We start from the raw sequence: 23,942 nt of genomic DNA on the forward strand, positions 1-23,942 counted from the left end.
ATTTGATTTAAAAGATTGTATGTGCTTTAATAAAAGCATTATTATATTGGTCACAGCCAAATAAAACAACATAAAAATCATAAAATAACGAAAAATATTTATATAAAAAGGAGGTAGATTAATGATTTACGACCTGATCATAATCGGCGGTGGACCGGCAGGTCTATCGGCGGCAATATATGGTCTGAGGGCTCGGCTTAATCTTATTTTAATTGAGAAAATGGCGGTAGGGGGGCAGATTGCACTTTCCGATAATATCGGAAATTATCCGGGTTTTCCCTCTCTTTCCGGTGTCGAGCTTATGCAAAAATTCGAAGAGCATGCAAAAGGATTAGGGCTTAACGTCGTATATGACGAGATAAAGGACGTAGTCGATGACGGTCAGTATAAAACACTAAGGGGTGTTAACGAAAATTATAAGGCAAAGACGGTAATAATAGCAGTAGGGGCGTCACCTAAGAGACTTAATATACCGGGAGAAAGGGAATTCACCGGTAGGGGGGTATCTTACTGCGCGACTTGCGATGGTCCGTTTTTTAATAACGAGGATATTGCTGTTATAGGCGGAGGAGATACCGCAGTCAAAGAGACCAACTATCTTGCAAAAATTGTTAAATCATTGGTTCTAATTCACAGAAGGAAGGAATTAAGGGCCGAAAAAATAATACAAGAAAAAATTCACAACGCAAAAAATATAGGCTTGGAATTAGAGCATGCTGCGGTATCCGTAAATGGCACAAAAGCCGTAGAATCTTTAACGATAGAAAACGTGAAAACCAAAGAAAAAAAGACGATTACCGTCAAGGGAGTTTTTATTTTTATAGGAATAAAACCTCAGACATCTTTTTTAAAGAATATAGTAAAAGACGAAAGCGGTTTTGTGAAGACTGATCCTTATACTTTAATGACATCCATGCCGGGTGTATTTTGCGCCGGCGATTCCCGTTCTAAAAAATTACTTCAGGTAGCGACTGCGGTCGGTGAAGGTACGCTTGCCGCGACTTCTGCAATAGATTTTGTTTGCGGCATGTGTTGAATAATAAAAAAGGATAAGATTAAAAGGGACGTATTTAAGCCGGCAGATTAGCGAGCAATAGGCTTTTAATACGAAAGGGTTTTGATATCGTCGTCCATCACCATTTCAATGACGTATGCCCCGCCCACTACGTCGCTGCATTCTTCTATCAGGTCGTCTTTTGTAAAACCGTTTAATTCAAGCGCGGGCGTGCATATTTTAAAAACAACGCCTGCATTATATGCGTCCTTGATAAAATCATATACCGATTTTGGGCTTCCTTCTTGAATCCTTAAGTTTTCAGCGACTCCCTTTTTCATTAGTAGACCCGCATCTGCCGTTAATACGATTTCGACTTCGTATTCCATAACCGCTGCGGCAGCCGCTTGAAAAAAGGGCGCCCCAAGCGTATGAGGACTGGAAGGTGAAGTATTTTGAAGCATAATAAAAAGTTTATTTGCCATTAGAATGAATCTCCCGTCTTAGTTTTTTGAAGTGTAATTCTCTAAGATAACTTGTTAATGTAAGATAACATTAAAAGTCCTTCGTTGCAATAATAAAATCAACTGAAGGAATATGATATTTTCATGGATTCTTTTGCCTCTCTAAGGGTGTCCGAAGCGATTAATCCGGCTTTTTTAGTTCCGGTAAACAATATATCCCATACTTCATCTTTGTTGTTTAGATAATAAGACCTCCTTTCATTCATCGGCTCGAGGAGTTCCTTAATGATTTTGAAAAGATTTTCTTTACATTTTACACACCCTATCTTTCCGTTTTTGCAGTCATATTCCGTTTCCCTTATGAGATTTTCGTTAGAAAAAGCCCTATGGTACGAATAAATAGTGCAAATTTCGGGATTACCTTTATCCGCAGGATGAATTCTGTTCTCGTCCGTTAGCGCAGACCTGATTTTAGTTTTTATTAAATCGAAATTGTCGGAAAGGTTAATTGCGTTTCCATATGATTTACTCATTTTTAGGTTTCCGTCAAGTCCGACTAATTTTGAGAATTTATCTATCAGAGCGAAGGGCTTCATCAAGTTACAGTTGTATAGTTCATTAAATTTTCTGACTATTTTTCTTGCAAGCTCGATATGTGGAAGCTGGTCTATGCCGACCGGAATTAAATCGGCCTTAAAAATTGCGATATCGGCGGTTTGACTTACGGGATAACCTAGAAAGCCGTAAGTTAATTCCTTATACCCCCTTTCTTTTGCCTCAGTTTTAATCGTAGGATTATGTCTTAAAGGATTAACCGAGACCAGCATTGAAAAAAACGCGGTAAGTTCGGCAATTTCGGGTATCATAGATTGTATGATTATGGTAGATAAATTCGGATTAATGCCGCATGCAAGGTAATCTAAAGCTACAAGAAAAATATTTTCCTTAAGCCTTTCGGGATGTTCGAAATTTGTCGTAAGCGCCTGAATATCGGCTATTAAAATGAAAGTTTCATATTTATCTTGCAGCCTTACCCTATTTTTTAACGAGCCGACGTAATGTCCGAGATGAAGCGGCCCAGTAGGCCTGTCTCCCGTTAAAATTCTTTCGTATTCAAATTTAGATTCATCGGCCACAGCCGCATTTTCCTTTATCGAATTCATTTTTGCACCTTTTTGACATTAATATGCCGGTTTATGTGTAAATTTAAATTATATTATGTTATAATAATAGAAACAAGTTTAAAATCCAACTAAAATCTTTCAAATGAGTCTTAAAATGATTAATTACAATAATTACGGCGATATAAAAACCAAACAAAAAATTATAGATGACCTTTTAAAAAAAAGGAACGCAATATTATTGGCGCATAATTATCAGCGGGACGAAATTCAGGAAATTGCCGATTTTCAGGGTGATTCTTTAGGACTTTCCATCGAAGCAAATAAAACCGATGCCGATATTATAGTATTCTGCGGTGTCAGGTTTATGGCGGAAAGCGCAGCAATTATGAACCCCGAAAAGACCGTTATTCTTCCCAATAAAGACGCGGGTTGTCCGATGGTTGATATGATAACGGCAAGGGATGTTCTTCGCTTAAAAGACGATTATCCGGATGCTCCGGTTGTTGCGTACGTAAATACGTCTGCCGAGTGCAAAGCGGTTTCGGATATATGCTGTACTTCCGCCAATGCGGTAAAGGTTGTTAATTCTCTGCCCGGCAAGAGGGTCATCATGATACCGGATAAAAATTTAGGAAATTACACCCAAAGGTTTACAGATAAGGATGTAATATGCTGGTCAGGGTATTGTCCTCCTCACAAAAGGACTAACCCCGAAGATGTTGAGGTTTTAAAGGAGAAATATCCCGGAGCGGTATTTGTAGCGCATCCGGAGTCGACGCCGGAAACAATAGACGTTGCCGACTATGTTTCTTCGACATCCGGCATGTATAAATTTGTAAGGGAGTCGAATGCAAAGTATTTTATAATCGGAACGGAAAGGGGAATAATGTATAAAATGAAGAAGGAAAATCCAGACAAGGTATTCATTTCTTCTAATAGCGGGCTTGTTTGTCCGAACATGAAAAAAACCCATCTTGACAACATAATAGACTCGCTTGAAAATATGAGAAATATTATAAAAATTCCTGAAGACGTCAGAATTCAAGCAAGAAAATCTATTGAAAATATGCTTGCCCTTTAGTATAATAAAGCGTTTTTATCTAAAAAATTTTAAAGGAAGAAACTATTAAAAACTTAGATTTTCAACGTTTAATATTCAAACTGCAAAGTTTTTGGTCTGATTTCGGGTGCGTAATCTTAGAGCCTTACGATATCGAAATGGGAGCCGCTACGTTTGCGCCTTATACGTTTCTTAAATGTTTGGAGGGCGAAGACTGGCGAACGGCATATGTGCAACCTTCCAGAAGGCCTACCGACGGTAGATATGGTCAGAATCCGAATAGATTGGGGCGTTTTTATCAATTTCAGGTTATTATTCAACCGTACGTAAAGAAGATCCAAGAGATTTACATGGACAGTCTCAAAAGCGTCGATATCAATCCCAATGTGCATGATATTAGATTTGTAGAGGATGACTGGGAATCTCCCACATTAGGGGCATGGGGTTTGGGCTGGGAAGTATGGATTGACGGCATGGAGGTTACTCAAATTACCCATTTTCAGCAGGTTGGAGGTATAGAACTCGTAAAGCCGGCGATAGAGATTACTTACGGATTGGAAAGAATTGCGATGTTCCTTCAAAATAAGGATAACGTGTTTGACTTACAGTGGAATAACTTTGTGAAATATGGCGATATCCACGAAAACGACGAGCTTCAATTCTCCGAATATAACTTTGAATATGCCGAAGGCGCAACATTGCACAAGTTGTTTGATATTTACGAAAATGAGTCCAAAAGGCTGCTTGCCTTAGGGTTAAAAGAGTTAGTCAAACCTGCTTACGAATTCTGCCTCAAATGTTCTCATATTTTTAATCTGTTAGATGCGAGAGGACTCATAAGCGTTTCGGAAAGGATGAACTTTATATTAAGGGTCAGATTTCTTGCAGAGGGTTGTGCAAAATTATACATAGGCAAGAAAGAAGCAAATATTGTTACCGATGCCGTAAAATTAATATAGAAAATATATTTTATAATTAGTTTAATTTAATAGGATTATTTATCGTGAGCGAATATCTGTTGGAAATAGGTTCAGGGGAGCTTCCTTACGGCGAAGTAAGGAATATACCTATAGCATTAAAGGGCTTATTGCAGGATTTTTTCGAAAATGGCGCCATGCTGTCGGAAAAGCCGGATATTTCCGTATTTTCGACCCCGAGGCGCGTTGTCGCTTTAGTCAAAGGCTTGCCGATAAAGACTTTAAGTGGCGAATCGGAAATAATAGGACCACCCTTGGGCATCTCCTATCGTGGGGATACCCCTGCGCCGCCGCTTATTCATTTTATGAAAAAGAACGGAATCTCAAATCGTAAAAAAATATATATTTTAAATCAAAAAAAAGGGGCATATATAGCCTATAAAAAGACGATTAAGGGTATTCCCGTAGTAGATTTGTTGCGTAGAAACATTCCGGGTATTATCAAAAACATTCCCTTTAAAAAAACCATGTTCTGGTTGAATAAGGATATAAGATACCCGAGGCCGATTTTGTGGATATCATCCATTTTTAACGGTAGAACTTTGTCGTTTGATTTCGGAGACGTCAAGCCCGCGGGTTTAACCTATATTAAAAAAACAAATTCTTATAAGTTGCGTCCGGTAAGGATATACAGTTCGCAGGATTATTTTGATGTTATTGAGTCGAATGGGATTATTTTAAAAAATGACGAAAGAAAAGAGTATATAAAAAGTGAACTCATGACGGCATCAAAAAAAATAAATGCGGACATGCCGGAATACGACGAAGATTTTCTAGATGAAATAGCCGGTTTAACCGAGACGCCTTATGCGGTAATAGGCGAATTCAACAAAAAATTTCTATCGATTCCCAAAGAATTATTATCGATTGTTATGCGCAAGCATCAGAGATTTTTTCCCTTAAGATTGAACGACGTCTTGTTGCCGTTCTTTATCGGCATTGCCGATATAAAACCTGATTCTTCGGTAAAAGAAACCATAGATTGCAATGTCAGAGCCGGTTATTCCAAGGTTTTGGCGGCAAGGCTTGCCGATGCCGATTTTTTCTTTAAAGACGATATTAAAAAGCCGTTATCGCACTTTGTTTCCGCTACAAAAGATATCTTATTCTACAAGGGATTAGGTTCATATTTCGATAAAACGGAACGTATAAGAGGGTTAGGTATTTTTATAGCGGGCAGATGTAATTTTGCGCCGGATATTTTGTCGGATTTTAAACGTGTATCCGGTTTATTAAAATTTGACCTTGCAACCCGCGTAGTATATGAATTTCCCGAAATGCAGGGTATAATAGGTAAAATATACGCGAAGATGTTGCAGGAGAACGAGCAGGTTTCTCTCTCTATCGAGGAGCATTATTATCCTGTTTCCAAGGCTAAAAAAAGGATTCTGCCATCGAATGATTTATCGGCTCTTTGCTCTATATCGGATAAATTGGATACGATTTTTTCGTTCGTGATGCTAAAAAGGCTTCCGACAGGAGAATCGGACCCTTTTTATTTAAGAAGGGCAATGATAGGCACAATAGAGATTATTTTAGATAAAAAATACAGGATAGACTTGACTGATATATTTGGATTTTATTTTAATAGTTTTTTTAATGAGCAAAGGCTTGACAGAGACAAATTGAAAGAGAGGTTTATAAACTTTGCGAATGCCAGATTTAAAAACTTCCTTATTTCCATGGGGTATAAATCTGATGAGATCGTATCGGTTCTGTCATCCACGGCATCTCAAGATTTTTATACCTCTTTTATAAAAATAGATTTTCTCTCTAAACATAAGTTGCGCGAAGAGATTTTTGAGCTGTCCCGCGTGTATAAACGAATCAATAATATTACTAAGCATGCCGTAGCAGGCGACTTTGATGCTGATAAACTTGTTACGTCTGAGGAAATGCATCTTATACGCGCTTTTGAATCAGTTAAGGAGAAAACCGGATATTTGATAGAGAAAGGTGATTTTTACGGCGTAATGAATGAAATGTATAAATTGAAAGAACCTATAGACGGCTTCTTTGATAAGATTTTAGTTCTAACCGAGGATAAAGATATCAGAAATTCGAGAATAGGCTTATTAGGCAGTATTTTAGATTTTCTTAGGGATTTTTGCAATTTTTCCGATTTATCTTATTAATATATCCTTATTTATTTGTTTTATATTTGAATATCATAATTTTTAGTTGGAGGGTGTTATGGTTAGATATGTTTATTTTTTCGGAGACAAGCATGCGGATGGCGACGGTTCTATGAAAAATCTTCTCGGCGGCAAGGGAACCGGTCTTGCGGAAATGACCAATCTCGGCATAAGGGTCCCCGCGGGATTTACTATTACTACCGATGTTTGTACGCATTATTATGAACACAATAAAAAATATCCCGAACAATTAGAGGGAGAGGTGAAAAGCAACCTAAAAAAGATGGAAGAAGCCATGGGGGCAAGATTTGGAGATGAACGTAATCCCCTGCTGGTTTCGGTAAGAAGCGGAGCCAGGGTTTCCATGCCCGGAATGATGGATACCGTTCTTAACTTAGGATTGAACGACGATACGGTTAAAGGGCTTATAAATAAATCCGGCGATAAAAGATTCGCCTATGATACGTATAGGCGATTTATTCAAATGTTTTCTAACGTAGTGCTTGGAATAGATTCAAGCGTTATGGAATCCATTTTGGAGAAAAAGAAGGAAGAAAGATCGGTAAGAAATGATAATGAGTTGACTTACGGTGACTTCGAGAGCCTCGTCGATGAATTTAAGGACGTAGTTAGAAAAAAAAGGGGGATCGAGTTCCCGAGTGACCCGGAGGAACAGCTATGGATGGGTATATCTGCCGTATTTGAATCATGGGACGTGCCGAGAGCCATAATTTATAGAAAGCTTAACAAAATTCCGGAAAACTGGGGGACGGCGGTTAACGTAGTATCGATGGTTTATGGAAATATGGGTGATACTTCTGCAACCGGGGTTGCTTTTACGAGAGACCCTTCAACCGGAGACAACGGTTTTTATGGAGAATATCTTATAAATGCTCAGGGTGAAGATGTAGTAGCCGGTACAAGAACCCCACAGCCCGTAAATGAAATTTCCAGAAAAAATCCGGATGATATTTCGCTTGAGCGTGTCATGCCTCGCGTGTATAAAGACCTTTTAGGATATGCAGATATATTAGAAAAATATTATAAGGACATGCTTGATTTAGAGTTTACGATACAGGAAGGTATTCTTTATATGCTGCAGGTTCGGACTGGAAAAAGAACGGCTAAGGCCGCCGTAAAAATTGCGGTAGATATGGAAAAAGAGGGAATGATAGATAAAAAAACAGCCGTTTTGAGAATAGACCCTTATTCTATCGTGCAGCTCATGTATCCTGCCGTGGACATTAAAGCCGATAAGGATGTCGTGGCAAAGGGGCTCCCGGCGTCTCCTGGGGCGGCGAGCGGAGAAGTGGTTTTTTCCGCAGAAGAAGCGGAAGAAGAGACAAAGAAGGGTAAAAAGGTAATATTGGTAAGGATTGAAACATCGCCGGAAGATATTCACGGAATGAGCGTGGCGGAGGGGATCCTCACAGCAAGAGGCGGAATGACTTCCCATGCTGCCGTCGTTGCCAGGGGTATGGGTAAGTGTGCAATAACCGGCTGTTCTTTCCTTGGAATAAACGAAAAAAACGGTGAGATAACGGTTGGAGACAGGATAATAAAAAGGGGCGATATAGTGACCCTAAACGGTTCCAATGGTGAGGTTTACTCCGGTTACGTGAGCATGGTGACTCCGGAGATTAATGAGGATTTTAAGTCCATAATGGAATTTGCGAATGAGTTTAGAAAATTAAAGATTAGAGCTAACGCCGATACACCGGAAGACGCAAGAGTTGCCCGAAATTACGGGGCGGAAGGCATTGGGCTTTGTAGGACCGAGCATATGTTTTTTAAGGGGGACAGGATAAAAGCGGTAAGAGAGATGATACTCTCGGAGACGTTAGAGGAACGCCGTAAGGCCCTTGCTAAACTTTTGCCCATGCAAAAATCCGATTTTCTTAAACTATACAGTGAAATGAAAGGTTATTCCGTTAATATACGATTACTTGACCCACCCCTTCACGAATTTCTGCCTAAAACCGAAAAAGAAATAAGAGAGCTTTCGGATATTATGCACGTATCTTACGAAAGATTGAAAGCCAAGGCGATATCGCTTCACGAAGTCAACCCGATGCTCGGGCATAGAGGATGCAGGCTTGGCGTAAGTTATCCGGAGATTTACGAGATGCAGGTTCGGGCAATTATGGAAGCGGCATGTGAATTTCATAATAGCGGTAACAAGATAACATTGGAAATTATGATTCCCGTAGTAAGTATTTACGAAGAGATAAAGTTATTAAAGGAATTGGTTAATAAAAAGACCAAAGAGGTAATGAAGGAATATGGAGTGGAATTTGAGTATCTCGTCGGAACCATGATTGAATTGCCGAGGGCATGCATGATCGCAGACGAGATAGCAAAGGAAGCGGAATTTTTCTCGTTCGGAACGAATGATTTGACGCAGACGGCTTTTGGATTTTCAAGAGACGATATCGGCTCGTTTTTGCCGGATTATCTGAATAAAAACATATTGAAAACCGACCCGTTTATAGAATTAGACAGAAGCGGAGTCGGAGAACTGATGAAAATAGCTGTGGATAAAGGTACGAGTGTAAGGCGGGATATTAAACTTGGGATATGCGGAGAGCATGGCGGGAATCCCTCTTCGATAGAATTTTGCCATAGTTTAAATCTTAACTATGTAAGTTGTTCTCCCTATATGGTTCCTATTGCGATTATTTCTGCCGCTCAGGCATCGCTTAAAGATTTGAGCAAATGAACCGGCAGGAGACTTTGAATTTTAACCGATGCAGTTGATTATAGCTAAGAATACGATATCAGAGCTAAAAAGGTCTAAAGCCGGCGATGCGGCGGCTTTTGCGCTTGACGTACTGTCATCGATAGAAACCTTTGATGGTATAACTGTTTTTCTATGCGATAGTTATGCTTCCGCCAATGATTTATATAAAAATATAACATTTTTAAAAAGCGTTCTTTATAATCATGATTCTGCAAAAAAAGTCTTTTTCTGCGAGGAGATAATTCCGGTAAGCTTGTTGTATGCTTTAAGGCATGAAAAAAATGCTATAGTAATATTGACTCCAAGTTCTTTCTTTTCTAAAGTCCCCGATCCCGACAGTATTTTAAAATCCTTCTTGAATATCAAGAAGGGTTCCAGTTTTTCCAGAGACAAACTCATAGAGACATTTGTGTCTTATGGTTATAAACGGCTTAATGAGGTCGAGAGTGAGAACGAATTTGCCGTCAGGGGTGAAATAATAGATATTTTTAACGGAGAAAGCCGATATCCCGTCAGGATGGATTTCTTTGATGAAACCGTTGAGGATATGAGGTATTTTGATTTAAACACGCAGAGAAGTTTAAAAAATATCGATAATTTCACGGTATTTCCTGTCAACCCGGATTATTATGAGAAGAGGTTGAACATTTTAGATATTGCGGAGAATCCGGTATTATACGTAGAAGAACCGGAGACGGAACTCTTGCAAGGCTTAGACAACAATGCGGCTAACAGAAATATTTTTAAGGAATCTCTGAAGAAAGCCGGCGAAATCTATTATTACGACATTAAGAAATCGACAATATATCACGGCGGCGAGAATTCAGAAAATTTTTGTAAAAAGATATTTCTCAACATAGAATACGGCAGTGTCGATTTCACAAAAAAACTCAGGTTTGAGAATGGCAGTTTAAATTTAGGTTTGATTAAAAAAATATTTTCCAATCTTATCAAAAAACAATATAGGGTAATTCTACCGTCCAAAAATAAAATTCATAGTGAAAGGCTTAAAAAAATATTCGAATCTATCGGTATATATGAAAATGAGAGCAAGGCAATCGGTGGATTTCGTATAATCGTCGGAGATATTTCTTCCGGAATAATATCAAAAAAGCACAAACTTTTTATGATTAAAGATGAAGAGCTTTTCAGAGAGCATACCGATTTGACGGCGGAATCAGCATATACGGGTTTTAAGCCGGATTTTTTAGAAGAGATAAAGAGGCTTAATACCGGAGATTTTGTGGTTCATGATGAGTTTGGTATTGCAAAGTTTGGTGAAATTAAAAAAATAACGGTTAAAGGTGTTTCATCGGATTATTTTGCTCTAATGTTTGACGGCGGAGACAAGGTTTTTGTTCCTGCCGATAAAATATACCTGCTTCATAAATATATTGCTTCCGAAAGTGATAACCCGCCTCAATTAAGCAGATTGAGCAGTAAATTGTGGGAGAAAGCCAAGACAAAGGCCAAGAAGAAGATAGAGGAAATAGCTGAAGATTTGAAGATTTTGTATGCCAAAAGAATAACAAACAGAGGGTTTGCATTTTCTGAAGAGGATGAAATTTATAGAGAATTCGAAGAAGACTTCGAATTTGAAGAAACTGAAGACCAGGCGAATGCAATAAGGGATGTCCTCTCCGATATGTGCAGCAATAAACCTATGGATAGGCTGATTTGCGGAGACGTAGGATACGGAAAAACGGAAGTTGCGATAAGGGCCGCATTCAAGGCGGCGATGGACGGCAAACAGGTGGCGCTTATTGCGCCTACTACGCTTTTAGTGGAACAGCACTACAGCAATTTTAAGAAGAGATTTGAAAAATATCCCATTAAGATAGCCTGCATTTCTCGTTTCACTAGGAGAGATGAAGAGGAAAAAATTCATAGGCAGGTCAAAAACGGAGAAATTGATATAATTATAGGTACACACAAGCTATTATCGAAAAAGATCATATATAGGGACATAGGTCTTTTAATCATAGACGAAGAGCAAAAATTCGGCGCCCTGCAGAAGGAAAAAATAAAAAAGATGAGGCACTCCATAGACGTATTGGCCATGAGTGCAACCCCCATTCCCAGGACGTTATATCTTTCTATGTCGGGGATAAGGGGTTTAAGTATAATAAATACGCCACCCGCGGGGAGAAAAAATATTATAACAAATATAGCGGAATACCAAGAGCAGGCCGTTAAGGATGTCGTTTTTAGGGAATTAAATAGAGGGGGGCAGGTTTATTTCATAGATAATCGGATATCACATATAGATGGAGTTTATGGTCGGCTTAAAGAAACAATGCCTGATATAAAGATAGGAATAGTTCACGGAAGGCTTGAATCCGGTCAGATTATGGATATCATGCATACCTTTTATAATAAGGGATACGATGTGCTTCTTTCTACAAATATTATAGAATCGGGGTTAGATAATCCTAATGTGAATACTATTATCATAAACAAGGCGGAACAATTCGGGTTAAGCCAGTTATATCAGTTAAGGGGAAGGGTCGGTAGGTCGCATATACAGGCTTACTGCCTGCTTGTCGTAGGGACAAGTATGGACAATCTTAGCATTGTTCAAAGAAAACGGCTAAATGCAGTTAGAGATTATAGTAAACTTGGTTCCGGCTTTAAGCTTGCTATGGCCGATTTGGAAATACGGGGAGCCGGAAATATCTTAGGAGATGCCCAATCCGGGCATATTGATGCCGTAGGGCTTGAAATGTGCATGCAAATGCTTCAGGAAGAGATAGAAAAGGTCAAGGGCGTCGTTCTTCCCGTTCAAATAGTACCGGAGGTGAGGGTAAATTTATCGGCATATATACCGGATTCTTACATAAAGGACGATAAAACAAAATTATATGTATACAGGAAACTTTCGAATTGTAATGTGCCGGAAGACGTGAACGCGATAAGTTCGGAACTAATTGATAGATTTGGCGGGATAGGGGATTCCGTAGAGAATCTCTTAAGGATAGCCGAATTAAAAAGTTATATGAGGAATTCAAAAATAAAACTTCTCGAAATAACGGAAAGGGATTTTGTATTGGAATTTCACGAGTCTGCGGATACTATTTTTGATTCGTTGGTCAGATTTGTAAACGGCAAGGAAGCATCTTCCGAATATATTATAAACTTTGCAGGGGAATTTAAAATGCGACTTAGATTGAAGAAGATTACGCAAAAAGAGGATAAACTCGACAGAGCTAAAATTATCTTGCAACGATTATATCGCTATGTTAATATTTAAGCATATTAAATATTTTTATATTTGCGAATTTTAATTTTAAAATATTGATACTTAAGAGGAAAAAATGAAAAAAATTAAGGGTTCTATTTTATTTATAGCATTATTTTCCGTTGCTATATCGGCAGGTCTTTACGGATGCGCCAAGAAACAGTCCGTTTCTCCCAAAATTATCGCCTCGGTCAACGGAAATCCCATCACTTTGCCTATGCTTAAAGATGAGATGTCAAAGTTTCCTTCTGCTTTAAGGGTATACTTAGAAACGCCTTCCGGCGAAAAAAGGTTGCTTAAAAGCCTTGTCGATAGACAAGTTTTAGTCAGCGAGGCATTAAAAAAAGGTATTAACGAATCAAAGGCATACAGGGCTAAAGTATTGGATTTCAAAAAAGGGCTTTTAGTCCAGATGCTTTTACACGAAGAGATTAAAAATAAAGTTGCCAATGTTACGGTAGGTGATGCAAAGGCTTATTATAAAAAACATTATTTGAATTTTAACGTACCTTCCAAAATTAATGCCAGTTATATACAGACAAAGTCGCTAAAGCAGGCAGAACTTGCGTATAAGATGCTTAAAAACGGCAAGCCTTTTAGCGCCGTTGTGCAGAAATATTCTATTGCTCCTAATGCCAAAAAAGGCGGTGTTTTGGGGTGGATAAAATTTCAGGAAACTACCCCTGCTTTTAACAATGCGGCCTTCAGTATACCGAAGGTAGGCGACATCTCAAGAATAGTAAAGGTCGGCAATAGTTTTGATATAATCAAGCTTAACGGCATTGTAGCCGGAAAATCTAAACCGTTTTCCGCTATTAAAAATGAAATTATCATTACAATGAAGCAGAAGTCGGCATCTAAAATTTTAAAGAATTTTGTAAAAAAATTAAGAGCAAAGTCTAAAATAAAATATTTTTATAACAATCTGCCGTTAGCCGGTTCTAATTTTAAGAATAAGAAAAAAGCAGCCCCGGTAGTCGGTAAAAAACAGGGTTAAAACGAGAATTCGTTTATCTACTTATGATAAGTTTAATGAAAAAGATTAAGATTTTTATGTTTTGCGTGATTTTAGCATTTTTTACTCTTTCTATATTTTTTACCGGAGTAAAAGACGCAAATGCCGTAATAGTCGACAAAATAATCGTCGTAGTCAATAAAACGCCGATAACTTTGTACGATTTTGCGAAATTCGACGTGATAGCCTTTAAAAATTACGAAAATATGCAAAATGATGCATCACGCGGTATTTTTACGCAATCCGACGTCGCTATTATGTCCAGGACTAAGGATGTAATTAATGTTTTGGTCGGCAAGGTTTTAATAAAACAGGAGGAGAAAAAGGCGGGTATTCATATTGCTCCCGAACAGTTAAATACTTATATAAAAAGCGTAGCCGCTTCAAATAACTTTACCGAAAAACAGTTTTTTATTTTTTTAAAAAAGAAGGGTATAAATAAGGATGCCTATATTAAGCAAGTCAGAAATCATTTTCTCGAATTGGAGCTCTTAAGAAAGATTTACGGTAATAAAATTGTCATAAGCAACAAACAGATGTTGGATTATTATCAAAAAAACATTGAAGAGTTCAGGGGTGAGCCGATGGTCAATCTGAAGCTCATATTTTTGTCCGTTCCCCCGGATGCAGGTAAAAAACTGAGGGCAAGCATATATGGAAAAATTTCTAAAATCAGATCAATGGCTGTTGTCGGCAATAAAAGTTTTTCCGAATTAGCGAAGAAATATTCAGAGGATCCTTCGGAGAAAAACGGGGGCAGTATAGGATATGTTTATAAAGACAAGTTATCACCTGATTTTTCCAAGGCGGCCTTTAAACTGCATGTAGGAGAAGTTAGCGGTGTAATTAAAACGCCATTCGGTTACGCAATACTTAAGTCAGTAGGGAAAAAAAGCGGTTCGTTTAAAACATTCAAACAGGTGAAGGCTAAAATATTTTCTATCCTTGAAAAATATAAAACTAATGAATACCTTGCAAAACTTTTAAAAAAGGTAAGAAAAAATTCTTATGTGAAGATGTTGATTGCCGCCTAATTTTAACGCAGATATATCTAATGCAACGGGCAATAACCGTAAAACATAAAGTTGTTAAAAAAAAGTAATTTCATTGGCATTACAATGGGCGATCCCGGCGGTATCGGGCCGGAGATATCCATTAAATCGTCTGAATATTTTATGAAAGTCGGCAGTCATATTATGCCGATTATTTTCGGCTCCCTTGAACATGTGAGCTATGTTTCAAAAAATATAGTCAAAACAAGTACCCCGATAAATTTAATCAAGCCGGAATCTTCATTCGAATATTTTTACAGAAGTGGCTTTTTAAATGTCGTAGATTTATCCTCAATATCTTATAAATTTGTTAAGTTAGGCAGGGTTAATCCGGAATATGCAAGGGATGTCGAGCGCTTTATAACCGCTGCGGTAGGTTTTTCATTGAAAGGTAAAATTGCCGGTTTTGCAACCGCTCCGATAAACAAAGCCATGATGATTCGAGGGGGGGCGAGATTCGGGGGGCATACTGAACTTTTGGGGTATTTAACCTCTTCTGAATATTTTGCTATGCTTTTTTATTCAAGAAAAATAATAACCGTCCTTGCGACTATTCACATTCCGCTTAAGGCGGTTTCGGCTGAGATTACCATAGAGTCTTTAAGGAAAACTATAAGCATATCCGTTAATTCTATGAAAATGGATTTCGGTAAGAATAATCCTAGTATTGCTGTATTGGGTCTAAATCCGCATGCCGGAGAGAACGGAGATATAGGCATCGAAGAAAGCGATACTATAGAATATGTTATAAAGGAATTCCGCAAAGAGGGGATAAATATCTCCGGTCCTTTTCCTGCCGATAGTTTTTTTGCTAAAAAATATAAAATGTTTGATTTAATAGTTTCAATGTATCACGACCAGGCATTAATACCCTTCAAACTGCTTTCGTTTGATAAAGGGGTAAACGTTACCTTAGGGCTAAAGATTATAAGAACGTCTCCCGTTCATGGCACGGCCTACGATATTGCGGGTAAAAGTTCGGCAGACTGTAACAGCATGATAGAATCGATAAAATTAGCAGACGATATATCGAGGAATAGACATAAATGGACAGAAAAATTGTAATAAAAGGGGCAAGGCAGCATAATTTAAAAAATATAAACTTAGAAATTCCGAAAAACAAGTTTGTCGTCATAACGGGTCTTTCGGGCTCGGGCAAATCGTCTTTGGCATTTGATACCATATTCGCCGAGGGACAGAGAAGATACTTGGAATCTTTATCTTCTTATGCAAGGCAGTTTATGGAACAGATGGACAAACCCGATGTCGATTCGGTGGAAGGACTCTCTCCCGCCATTTCCATAGAACAAAAATCTGTCAGTAAAAATCCTCGTTCGACTGTAGGGACTATTACCGAAATATATGATTACCTCAGGGTTCTTTTTGCCCGTACAGGGATTCCGCATTGCTATAAGTGTGGCAAAGAGATAGAGCTCAAGACTATTGACCAGATGGTAGGATCCGTTTATTCGCATAAAGCCGGCGAAAAATTAATTGTATTATCTCCAGTGGTGATAGATAGGAGGGGAGAATTTAAGGCAAAGTTTGAAGATTATCTTAAACACGGATTCTATAGGGTTTACGTAGATGGAAAGGAATATAATTTAGACGAATCCATATATATAGATAAGAAAAAGAAACATAATATTGATCTAGTTATAGACAGGATTATTATAAAAGAAGAAAATAAAAAGAGATTGGCGGATTCTATTGAACTTGCTTTGAAGTTGTCTCAGGGTATTTTAAAGTTGAAATACGAAGATAAAGAAGAAATATTGACGGAAAACTCGATTTGTCTGGAATGTGGCGTAAGCTACGGTAAGGCGGAGCCGGCGGCTTTTTCGTTTAACGGTCCTCAGGGTGCATGCCCGCACTGCGGAGGACTCGGTTATAAGGAATATTTCGATGAGGACCTCATAATTCCTGATAAAAGCCTTTCTTTAAGGGAAGATGCCGTAAGTATTTTTAAGCATTCAACCCCGGTGTATAAGAATCAAATAATAAGTGCCCTATCTGAATTTTACGGATTTAACCCCAATACACCTTATGGGCGCTTGAATGACGACGTCAAGTATGCCGTTTTGTATGGTTCCGGCGATGAAAAAATAAAGTTTTACGATGTTATGAGAGACAACAAGTCTTTCCATTTGAGATATTGGGAAGGGATTATTCCTATGCTTGAAAGAAACATAAAGGGAGGCAATTATTTACTCGACCCTAAAAAATATAAGGTTGAAAAGACCTGTCCCGATTGTATGGGTTTTAGATTAAGAAAAGAATCTTTAAGCTATAAAATAGGGGGGTTATCCATTGCGGATATAACAAACTTGAGCATTAAGGATGTATTAGGCTTTTTTACCGATTTGGATTTAACAGATTATGAAACAGGTGTTGCATCTAAGATTTTAACTGAGATTAGAAATAGGCTGCAATTTTTGGTTAACGTCGGACTCGGTTACTTAGCGCTTTCGAGACAGGCTCAGACGCTTTCCGGGGGTGAGTCTCAAAGAATAAGACTTGCTTCGCAAATAGGCTCCGGTCTTACCGGGGTTTTATATGTTATGGACGAACCGAGCATCGGTTTGCACATGCGGGATAACGAGCGGCTTCTCAAAACTATCATAAATTTAAGGGATAAAGGCAACAGCCTCATAGTAGTGGAGCATGATGAATATACCATGCTTAAATCCGATTATATCGTTGATATGGGCCCGGGAGCCGGTAAGAACGGGGGTTATGTGGTGGCCCAAGGAACCCCTGCCGAAATTATGCGTAACAGCGATTCATTGACGGGTAATTATCTTACCGGGAAGCTGAAAATAGATATACCGGAACGTAGGAGATACAGCCTTTCCGGTTTTTTGGAAATAAAAGGCGCAAGGATGAATAACCTGAAGAACATAGATGTAAGGATTCCGTTAAACAATTTTGTTTGCGTAACGGGGGTCTCCGGCTCCGGAAAAAGTACGCTTGTGATAGATAGCCTCTTTAAGGCTATGTTTGCTTATAAAAACAGTTATATAAACGATTTTAGCAAATTTAAGGTAGGCGATATAAAAAATGCAAATTATTTCGATAGGGTGATAAATATAGACCAATCCCCTATCGGCAGGACTCCGAGATCTAATCCGGCGACATATACCGGTATTTTTACGTTAATAAGGGAGATCTTTGCCGCAACTAAAGAAGGGAGAATAAGGGGCTATGATCCCGGAAGGTTCAGTTTTAACGTAAAAGGGGGCAGATGCGAAGCATGCAGCGGGGATGGAGTAAGGAGGATAGAGATGCTTTTCATGCCTGACGTGTTTGTCGTATGCGATGTCTGCAAGGGAAAGAGATATAACGCACCGACCTTGGAAATTGCCTATAAAAATAAAAATATTCATGATGTTCTTAATATGACGGTCAGGGAGGCACTCGAATTTTTTGAAGGCATACCGTCGCTTTTTCATAGATTGAAATTTTTAATGGATGTAGGATTAGATTATATAAATTTAGGACAGCTTGCGACTACGCTATCGGGCGGAGAAGCCCAAAGGATTAAGCTTTCCAAGGAGTTGTCCAAGCCGGGGTGTTTTAAAACCCTATATATACTTGACGAGCCTACGACAGGGCTTCATTTCGACGATATAAAAAAACTTTTAAATATATTAAATTTGTTAGTGGAAGCAGGCAATACCGTGATAGTCATAGAACACAACATAGACGTTATTAAATCTGCCGATTACATAATAGATATGGGGCCCGAAGGCGGAGACGAAGGGGGCTATATAATAGCACAGGGGACACCTGAAGAAGTTGCTTCAAGTGAAAGCTCTTTTACCGGTAAATATTTAGCGAACGTTGTTAAGCCGATTCGGAAGGCATAATAGGGTGAAAATAAAAAAAAGAATTGACTTTTTAGGGCTATAGTGATAAAAAAGATTATTTAGCACGCAATACAATCAAATACCGCGACAGTAAAATTTTTGAATAAATTATCGGAATTTAATTAATTAATATTTATATAATATAAATTAAGGGGGGGTTGAAATGGCAAAAAGTTCGGAAGAATCGCCTTCAAGGCGAACTTTTATGTTGGTCGTTATCGGTTTGATTTCGACTGTGATAGGCGTTGCATTGACAGTTCCTATTCTTGGAGATGTTTTAAATCCGCTGTTTAAAAAAAGAGATATTGTCTGGACTAAACTGGGTAAGGTTAGTGATTTTGAAAAGTTAAAACCATTGGCGCCTAAGTTCACTCCGGTTTATTTCAGAGTCAAAGAAGGGTGGTCGGTTAATACTCTTCCGAGGCAGGTCGTATTGGTTAAGGATGTTAGTGGTAATTTTAACTTCTTTTCGAATCAGTGTACTCATTTAGGGTGCCCTCTACACTGGGATTCGTTAAGGCAAGAATTTTTGTGTCCGTGTCACGGCGGTATGTTTAATGTTCTTGGAAAGGTTACCGGTGGTCCTCCACCGAGACCGTTATACAGATGGGTGCATAAAATAGAAAACGGCACGGTATTTGTTCAAAACAAGTATGTGTATAATCCAAACGAGAGGGGGATCTGATGTTTAAAAAAATTCAAAATTGGTTTGATGAAAGGATAGGGCTTACCAAACTCATAAATGAGTTTAACGGTGAAAGGATACCGAGTAAGGGCAGCTGGATTTATACGTTTGGAAGCCTTCTTGCGTTTCTTTTTATTGTTCAGGTTGTAACCGGAATATTTTTACTGTTTTATTACGTTCCGTATTTTCCGTTAGCAAGAAATTCTACGTATTTCATAAAGCATCACGTTCTCTTAGGCAATATACTCCTTGGAATTCATCTATGGGGCGCTTTTACGATGATATTTTTTCTCTTGGTTCATATGGCGAGGGTTTATTTTTCTGGAGCCTACAAAAAACCGAGAGAGCTTCAATGGGTTGCGGGTATGGTCTTGTTTAGTATCGTTATCGTACTCGGTTTAACCGGTTATATGTTAATAGGAAACGAGAACTCATGGTGGACTATTAACGTTCTTACAAACGTTGCCGCTCACGTTCCTCTCGTCGGCGGATTTTTAAGGATTATCGTAAGAGGAGGAACCGAAACGGCTACCTTGACGATGCAGCATATATTTGCTTTCCACGTATGGCTTTTGCCGATTGTCGCCATTATGTTTATTCCTATACATATATTTTTAGTAAGGATGACGGGAGAGCAGGGTATTGCTTTGGAATATAAAAACAGCAAATTGCCGGATAACGATGTAAACAAATGGAGTCATCCTGATAAAACGATTCCTTTTTTTCCGGATCAATTTTATAGGGATATGATAGTAGCTGTAGTTGTATTTGCGGTGATATATTTTCTCGCGGTTTATTACGGAGCAGCAATAGGTCCTATGTATAGACCATTGGCTCTTCATTTTGCTCCGGAATCGGATTGGTATTTCCTTGCCAACGAGGAATTATTAAAATATTTCCCCGGTCATGGATTAATCATATTCCCGACCTTTATTATTCCTACGATAGGATTCCTTATATTGTTTGCTATACCTTTTATTGATAATAAAGGGAGCGAAAGAAGCCCGTTGAAAAGACCGGCAGCTACGATACTGGGGATTTTGTTTCTCCTTCTGTTAGTTTATTTAACGTTAATAGGCGGCCAACCAAAAGCGCCTGCCGCTGTATAAAGTCAAAAGAGGAGTAAATACAATGAATTTAGGTGTTATTGATATAGTTAATTTATTCATAAATAGGCTGGCGCTGGGCTTCATGGCGATTGCCTTTATATCTCAGTATATAGGGATATTTAAAAGAGAGGATAGGTATTTTAGGCTAGCTAAATCGCTTATATTAATTTCTTTAATAATAGGTACTATCCAAACGATAGTATATTTCTATTTCTTAAGTATTTTGAAAAGCGGGATTCCTAATTTCTGGATTTTCATCAATAAGATTCAGCCGGGAGTCATAGGCTATTCCATGGATACACTGTTGATATTTCTGATACTTGGAGCAATATATTACTACGGATTTAAAGGCAAGGATTCCGAGCATCAGGGTTGGAATTTGTTTATAGGTATATTAGCTTTTCTTGCCGGCTTTACTTCGGACATATTCTATAGTATTTCCCAAAGCTATACGATTGGGCCGGATCCGAGTAATCCGATTAGAACTCCTATGGTTTTGCTTCTAATCATCGAAAAGAACATAGAGATCTTTGCTCTCGCGGGCGCATTGCTTGCTTTATGGGCGGGGGTAAAATATATTTTCTCTTCCGATCAGGTCAATAAGAAATATTACGACTGGCTCGGGTCTTTTTCCGGCATAATAACCCTCATGTTTTTAGTGACTTATCCGGTAGTTTATTTCGGATGGCTTAAGCATTTTAGAGCTACGTCCAGTGTCGGATTTAATAGGATAATGCTTGTCGGACAGTATCAGTGGATTATGTATGTGTTTACGGAGACGTTGGGTGGAGCTCTTGTACTGTATTACGTTTATATGCTTTGGAAACTGATAAACGGCAGGGATAAAAAAAGGCCGACTGTCTCCATAGGGCTTATAATTTTTCTGACGATAGTCGGGATCGTTTCGTTAATATTCGGAATACTTCCTCCGTCGGTAGGTGAATTAGGTAATATGCAGCCGGTTAAATATCTGGCTCTTACCGGTCTTTTTTTAACGAGCTTTTTGGTTCTCGGTTATTATCTTAAAGACCTTACGCCAAATTTTAAGTTCGGCTCCGTTTCCAAGTTTTCTCAAATATTCTTAATAGTGGCCGGATTGCTTGTTGCAATCAACGTTCCCGTTATGGGCTATATGAAAATTGCCGCAAGGGGAAATAATAGAATTATTTATCAGACGATGAATTTGAACGGAACTAAATATGTTCCGCCCGTTATTTATCCGTGGCCCGTTAAAAAGGGATATGCCCTTTTGCAAGATAAGTGCATTATTTGCCATTCATTAAATAGGGTCGAAAAATATAAGGGTGTTACATACGGGGATTGGAACAGGCTCGTTCTTCATCAAATGAAGGATGTTAATGGTGGTCCTATAACTACCGCCGAAGGTAAAGAGATAGCTAATTACTTAAAATCATTGAATATTATTGCTTACAACCGACATCTTACGAAAGAACATAAAAAATGGACGCCGCCCGCTTCGCTTCCATGGGGAAAGTCGGTAAAAAAGTAGGTTAAATCAATATATTACTTAAGTGTTTTTTTGTAAAAGAAAATTGCATTTATTATCGAGTGCTTGCTTGTTTATTTAAGCAAGCACTCGTTTTGTTTCAACTATAGAAAAGAAATAAAATGGATAAAGAATTTATAAAACAGATAACGAGGATGAGTTCTTTAGGGTTGAACCTTATTATATCTATTCTATTTGGAATTTTTATAGGGCTTGAACTCGATAAGTATTTTGGTTTTAAATATCTCTTCTTAATAATATTTGTGATCCTTGGTTTTTCAGCCGGAATTTATGAAATATATAGGGCAATCAAAAAAGAGTTTAACACAAAGCTTTAAGGAGAAGCCTTTAAAATTCAGGTTAGTTTTTTCGGAATTGATAATAGGCTTAATATCCATTTTAATAATTGCGGGCATTATTAAATTTTCTTTTGGAGTAAGCAATGTTTTCGCGAGTATTTTTTTGGGCTTTATATCTGCCTATTTTATGTTAATGGATACTGCTTTCTATCTATTTAAGCATTTTAAAAAATTAAGTATCCTTAAAATAAATTTTATCGTCATAAGAGACTTGCTCATTGTTCTATTATTTTTTATAATATCAAACAGGATGTTTGATATAAATTTTGTCATTGCGGCAATCGGGATTACGGTAGTGCCGTTTTCTTTAGTTATTTATTCATTAATTTCCCCTTCGTTAGATACATAGGCTATATAAATATATAAGCGGAAAATTAGAGGATATGTTAAAAGCCCCTATACTCATAAATATCCACGGAATACCGGAATATTGGACGATGACTATAATAGTCATGGGCTCAATATTGCTTGTTGCTTTTATTGTAGGCAGAAACTTGAAGGTCGTGCCGGGTGGTATACAGAGTTTTTTTGAATTAATATTTATAATGACCGAATATTTTCTAAAAGAGATCATAGGAGAAGAAGGGGCAGTTTATCTGCCACTGATCGCCTCTTTCGCTGTTTTTGTTCTTTTTTCCAATCTTATAGGCAGTATCCCCGGTTTTACTTCGCCTACCGATACCATAGATACCACCGTTACGTTGGCTCTAATAGTGTTTTTGCTTTCGCATATCGTAGGAATTAAAAAACATGGGGTTAGATATATCAAGAAATTTTTAGGTCCATTGATAATAATCGCACCTATAATGATAATTATAGAAATCATGTCCGCATTGTCGCGCCCTTTTTCCCATGCGTTAAGGCTATTTGCGAATATTTTTGCAGAAGAATTTATGGTTACGGTTTTATTGTTTTTGCTTCCATGGGCAATTCCGGCGGTAATGATGTATATGCAGGTCTTTACCGACTTAATGCAGGCATTTGTCTTTTATTTATTGTCAATTATTTATATTGCCTTATCCTTAGAAGAAGAACATTAATATTTATAGTATTATAAAATAAACAAAATTAGAGTCGGGGGTATTAAATGTTTAGATATTTTATTTCTTTTTTCTCATTCTTAACGGTATCTGCTTTTAGCGTTAACGCTTTTGCTTATAAGGCGCTAAGTAATGCCGCACCTGTTGATCATCATGCAGTTTACTCCGCTTTATTTGCGAAGAGCCTATTTTTCGGGCTGTCCGCGTTAGGCGGGGGGCTTGCAATAGGACTGGGCGTTATCGGTGCCGGTGTCGGAATGGGTCATGCCGTTAGGGGTGCACTTGAGTCAATGGGTAGAAATCCGGGCATGGAAAAAAAATTAATCGTCTGGATGATTACGGGTATGGCGATCATGGAGTCTTTAGCTCTTTATGCTCTTTTGATAACATTTATTCTTTTTTACGCAAATCCGTTTAAGGGAATATTTCTCAAATAGTCTGTTGCAAGATAAAAAGAATCTTGTATTCAGGCATCCATTTCGTTTATTTTTTTAAATTTTCAAAATCGGTGTTTTGGCGGATATATGATTCAAAAGATGAGAACTACTCGGAAAGACTTAATTTTTTGCTGCTT

19 protein-coding genes are annotated in these 23,942 nt (G+C 38.1%); 17 read left to right on the top strand and 2 right to left on the bottom strand.

From position 1 onward, the window contains the following. The first annotated feature begins 121 nt into the window (after positions 1 to 121). The gene (trxB, locus tag ACMCNP_RS06025; protein WP_419315179.1) at positions 122 to 1,036 is read left to right on the top strand and encodes a thioredoxin-disulfide reductase; all 915 of its coding nucleotides are present in this window, start codon (positions 122 to 124) and stop codon (positions 1,034 to 1,036) included. A gap of 65 nt (positions 1,037 to 1,101) precedes the next feature. Here trxB and ACMCNP_RS06030 read toward each other — a convergent pair whose 3' ends face one another. Continuing rightward, positions 1,102 to 1,479 (bottom strand): DsrE family protein, encoded by a 378-nt coding sequence (locus ACMCNP_RS06030; protein ID WP_419315182.1) that lies wholly within the window; start codon positions 1,477 to 1,479, stop codon positions 1,102 to 1,104. A gap of 98 nt (positions 1,480 to 1,577) precedes the next feature. After that, positions 1,578 to 2,621 (bottom strand): tryptophan--tRNA ligase, encoded by a 1,044-nt coding sequence (trpS, locus tag ACMCNP_RS06035; protein WP_419315184.1) that lies wholly within the window; start codon positions 2,619 to 2,621, stop codon positions 1,578 to 1,580. Positions 2,622 to 2,736: 115 nt separating this feature from the next. Between trpS and nadA the strand changes: the two genes are divergently transcribed. The 16 genes from nadA (at position 2,737) to atpE (ending at position 23,805) form a co-directional block, all read left to right on the top strand. Beyond that, positions 2,737 to 3,663 (top strand): quinolinate synthase NadA, encoded by a 927-nt coding sequence (gene nadA / locus ACMCNP_RS06040; RefSeq protein ID WP_419315187.1) that lies wholly within the window; start codon positions 2,737 to 2,739, stop codon positions 3,661 to 3,663. A gap of 44 nt (positions 3,664 to 3,707) precedes the next feature. Further along, the gene (locus ACMCNP_RS06045) at positions 3,708 to 4,601 is read left to right on the top strand and encodes a glycine--tRNA ligase subunit alpha (protein ID WP_419315908.1); all 894 of its coding nucleotides are present in this window, start codon (positions 3,708 to 3,710) and stop codon (positions 4,599 to 4,601) included. 44 nt (positions 4,602 to 4,645) lie between these two features. Continuing rightward, entirely contained in the window at positions 4,646 to 6,754 is a 2,109-nt protein-coding gene (gene glyS / locus ACMCNP_RS06050; RefSeq protein ID WP_419315190.1) for a glycine--tRNA ligase subunit beta, read from the top strand. A gap of 58 nt (positions 6,755 to 6,812) precedes the next feature. Beyond that, complete coding sequence (gene ppdK / locus ACMCNP_RS06055) at positions 6,813 to 9,473, top strand: pyruvate, phosphate dikinase (protein WP_419315193.1); 2,661 nt, start codon at positions 6,813 to 6,815, stop codon at positions 9,471 to 9,473. 28 nt (positions 9,474 to 9,501) lie between these two features. Beyond that, entirely contained in the window at positions 9,502 to 12,744 is a 3,243-nt protein-coding gene (gene mfd / locus ACMCNP_RS06060; protein WP_419315195.1) for a transcription-repair coupling factor, read from the top strand. 64 nt (positions 12,745 to 12,808) lie between these two features. Continuing rightward, positions 12,809 to 13,729: a peptidylprolyl isomerase gene (locus ACMCNP_RS06065; RefSeq protein ID WP_419315198.1), complete on the top strand. Its 921-nt coding sequence runs from the start codon at positions 12,809 to 12,811 to the stop codon at positions 13,727 to 13,729. Between the two features lie 35 nt (positions 13,730 to 13,764). Beyond that, positions 13,765 to 14,781, top strand: coding sequence for a peptidylprolyl isomerase (locus ACMCNP_RS06070; RefSeq protein ID WP_419315201.1), 1,017 nt, complete (start codon positions 13,765 to 13,767; stop codon positions 14,779 to 14,781). 84 nt (positions 14,782 to 14,865) lie between these two features. Next, positions 14,866 to 15,864: a 4-hydroxythreonine-4-phosphate dehydrogenase PdxA gene (pdxA, locus tag ACMCNP_RS06075; RefSeq protein WP_419315204.1), complete on the top strand. Its 999-nt coding sequence runs from the start codon at positions 14,866 to 14,868 to the stop codon at positions 15,862 to 15,864. Beyond that, positions 15,846 to 18,668: an excinuclease ABC subunit UvrA gene (uvrA, locus tag ACMCNP_RS06080; RefSeq protein WP_419315207.1), complete on the top strand. Its 2,823-nt coding sequence runs from the start codon at positions 15,846 to 15,848 to the stop codon at positions 18,666 to 18,668. The genes pdxA and uvrA overlap by 19 nt, the downstream gene beginning before the upstream one ends. 163 nt (positions 18,669 to 18,831) lie before the next feature. Further along, the gene (locus tag ACMCNP_RS06085) at positions 18,832 to 19,353 is read left to right on the top strand and encodes a Rieske (2Fe-2S) protein (RefSeq protein WP_419315210.1); all 522 of its coding nucleotides are present in this window, start codon (positions 18,832 to 18,834) and stop codon (positions 19,351 to 19,353) included. Beyond that, positions 19,353 to 20,462 carry a cytochrome b gene (locus ACMCNP_RS06090; RefSeq protein ID WP_419315213.1) on the top strand — a complete coding sequence of 370 codons (1,110 nt, stop codon included), beginning with the start codon at positions 19,353 to 19,355 and terminating at the stop codon, positions 20,460 to 20,462. The genes ACMCNP_RS06085 and ACMCNP_RS06090 overlap by 1 nt, the downstream gene beginning before the upstream one ends. Before the next feature lie 22 nt (positions 20,463 to 20,484). Beyond that, the gene (locus ACMCNP_RS06095) at positions 20,485 to 21,972 is read left to right on the top strand and encodes a hypothetical protein (RefSeq protein WP_419315215.1); all 1,488 of its coding nucleotides are present in this window, start codon (positions 20,485 to 20,487) and stop codon (positions 21,970 to 21,972) included. Positions 21,973 to 22,091: 119 nt separating this feature from the next. Then, positions 22,092 to 22,307, top strand: a complete 216-nt coding sequence (locus ACMCNP_RS06100; RefSeq protein ID WP_419315217.1) for an AtpZ/AtpI family protein — start codon at positions 22,092 to 22,094, stop codon at positions 22,305 to 22,307. Continuing rightward, the gene (locus ACMCNP_RS06105) at positions 22,261 to 22,677 is read left to right on the top strand and encodes a hypothetical protein (RefSeq protein ID WP_419315220.1); all 417 of its coding nucleotides are present in this window, start codon (positions 22,261 to 22,263) and stop codon (positions 22,675 to 22,677) included. The genes ACMCNP_RS06100 and ACMCNP_RS06105 overlap by 47 nt, the downstream gene beginning before the upstream one ends. A 34-nt stretch (positions 22,678 to 22,711) precedes the next feature. After that, the gene (atpB, locus tag ACMCNP_RS06110) at positions 22,712 to 23,368 is read left to right on the top strand and encodes a F0F1 ATP synthase subunit A (protein WP_419315223.1); all 657 of its coding nucleotides are present in this window, start codon (positions 22,712 to 22,714) and stop codon (positions 23,366 to 23,368) included. Between the two features lie 47 nt (positions 23,369 to 23,415). Continuing rightward, positions 23,416 to 23,805, top strand: coding sequence for an ATP synthase F0 subunit C (atpE, locus tag ACMCNP_RS06115; RefSeq protein WP_419315226.1), 390 nt, complete (start codon positions 23,416 to 23,418; stop codon positions 23,803 to 23,805). The last annotated feature ends 137 nt before the right edge of the window (positions 23,806 to 23,942 follow it).

This window comes from Candidatus Acidulodesulfobacterium sp. H_13, from assembly GCF_048541835.1.
Classification (GTDB): Bacteria; SZUA-79; SZUA-79; order Acidulodesulfobacterales; family Acidulodesulfobacteraceae; genus QIJE01.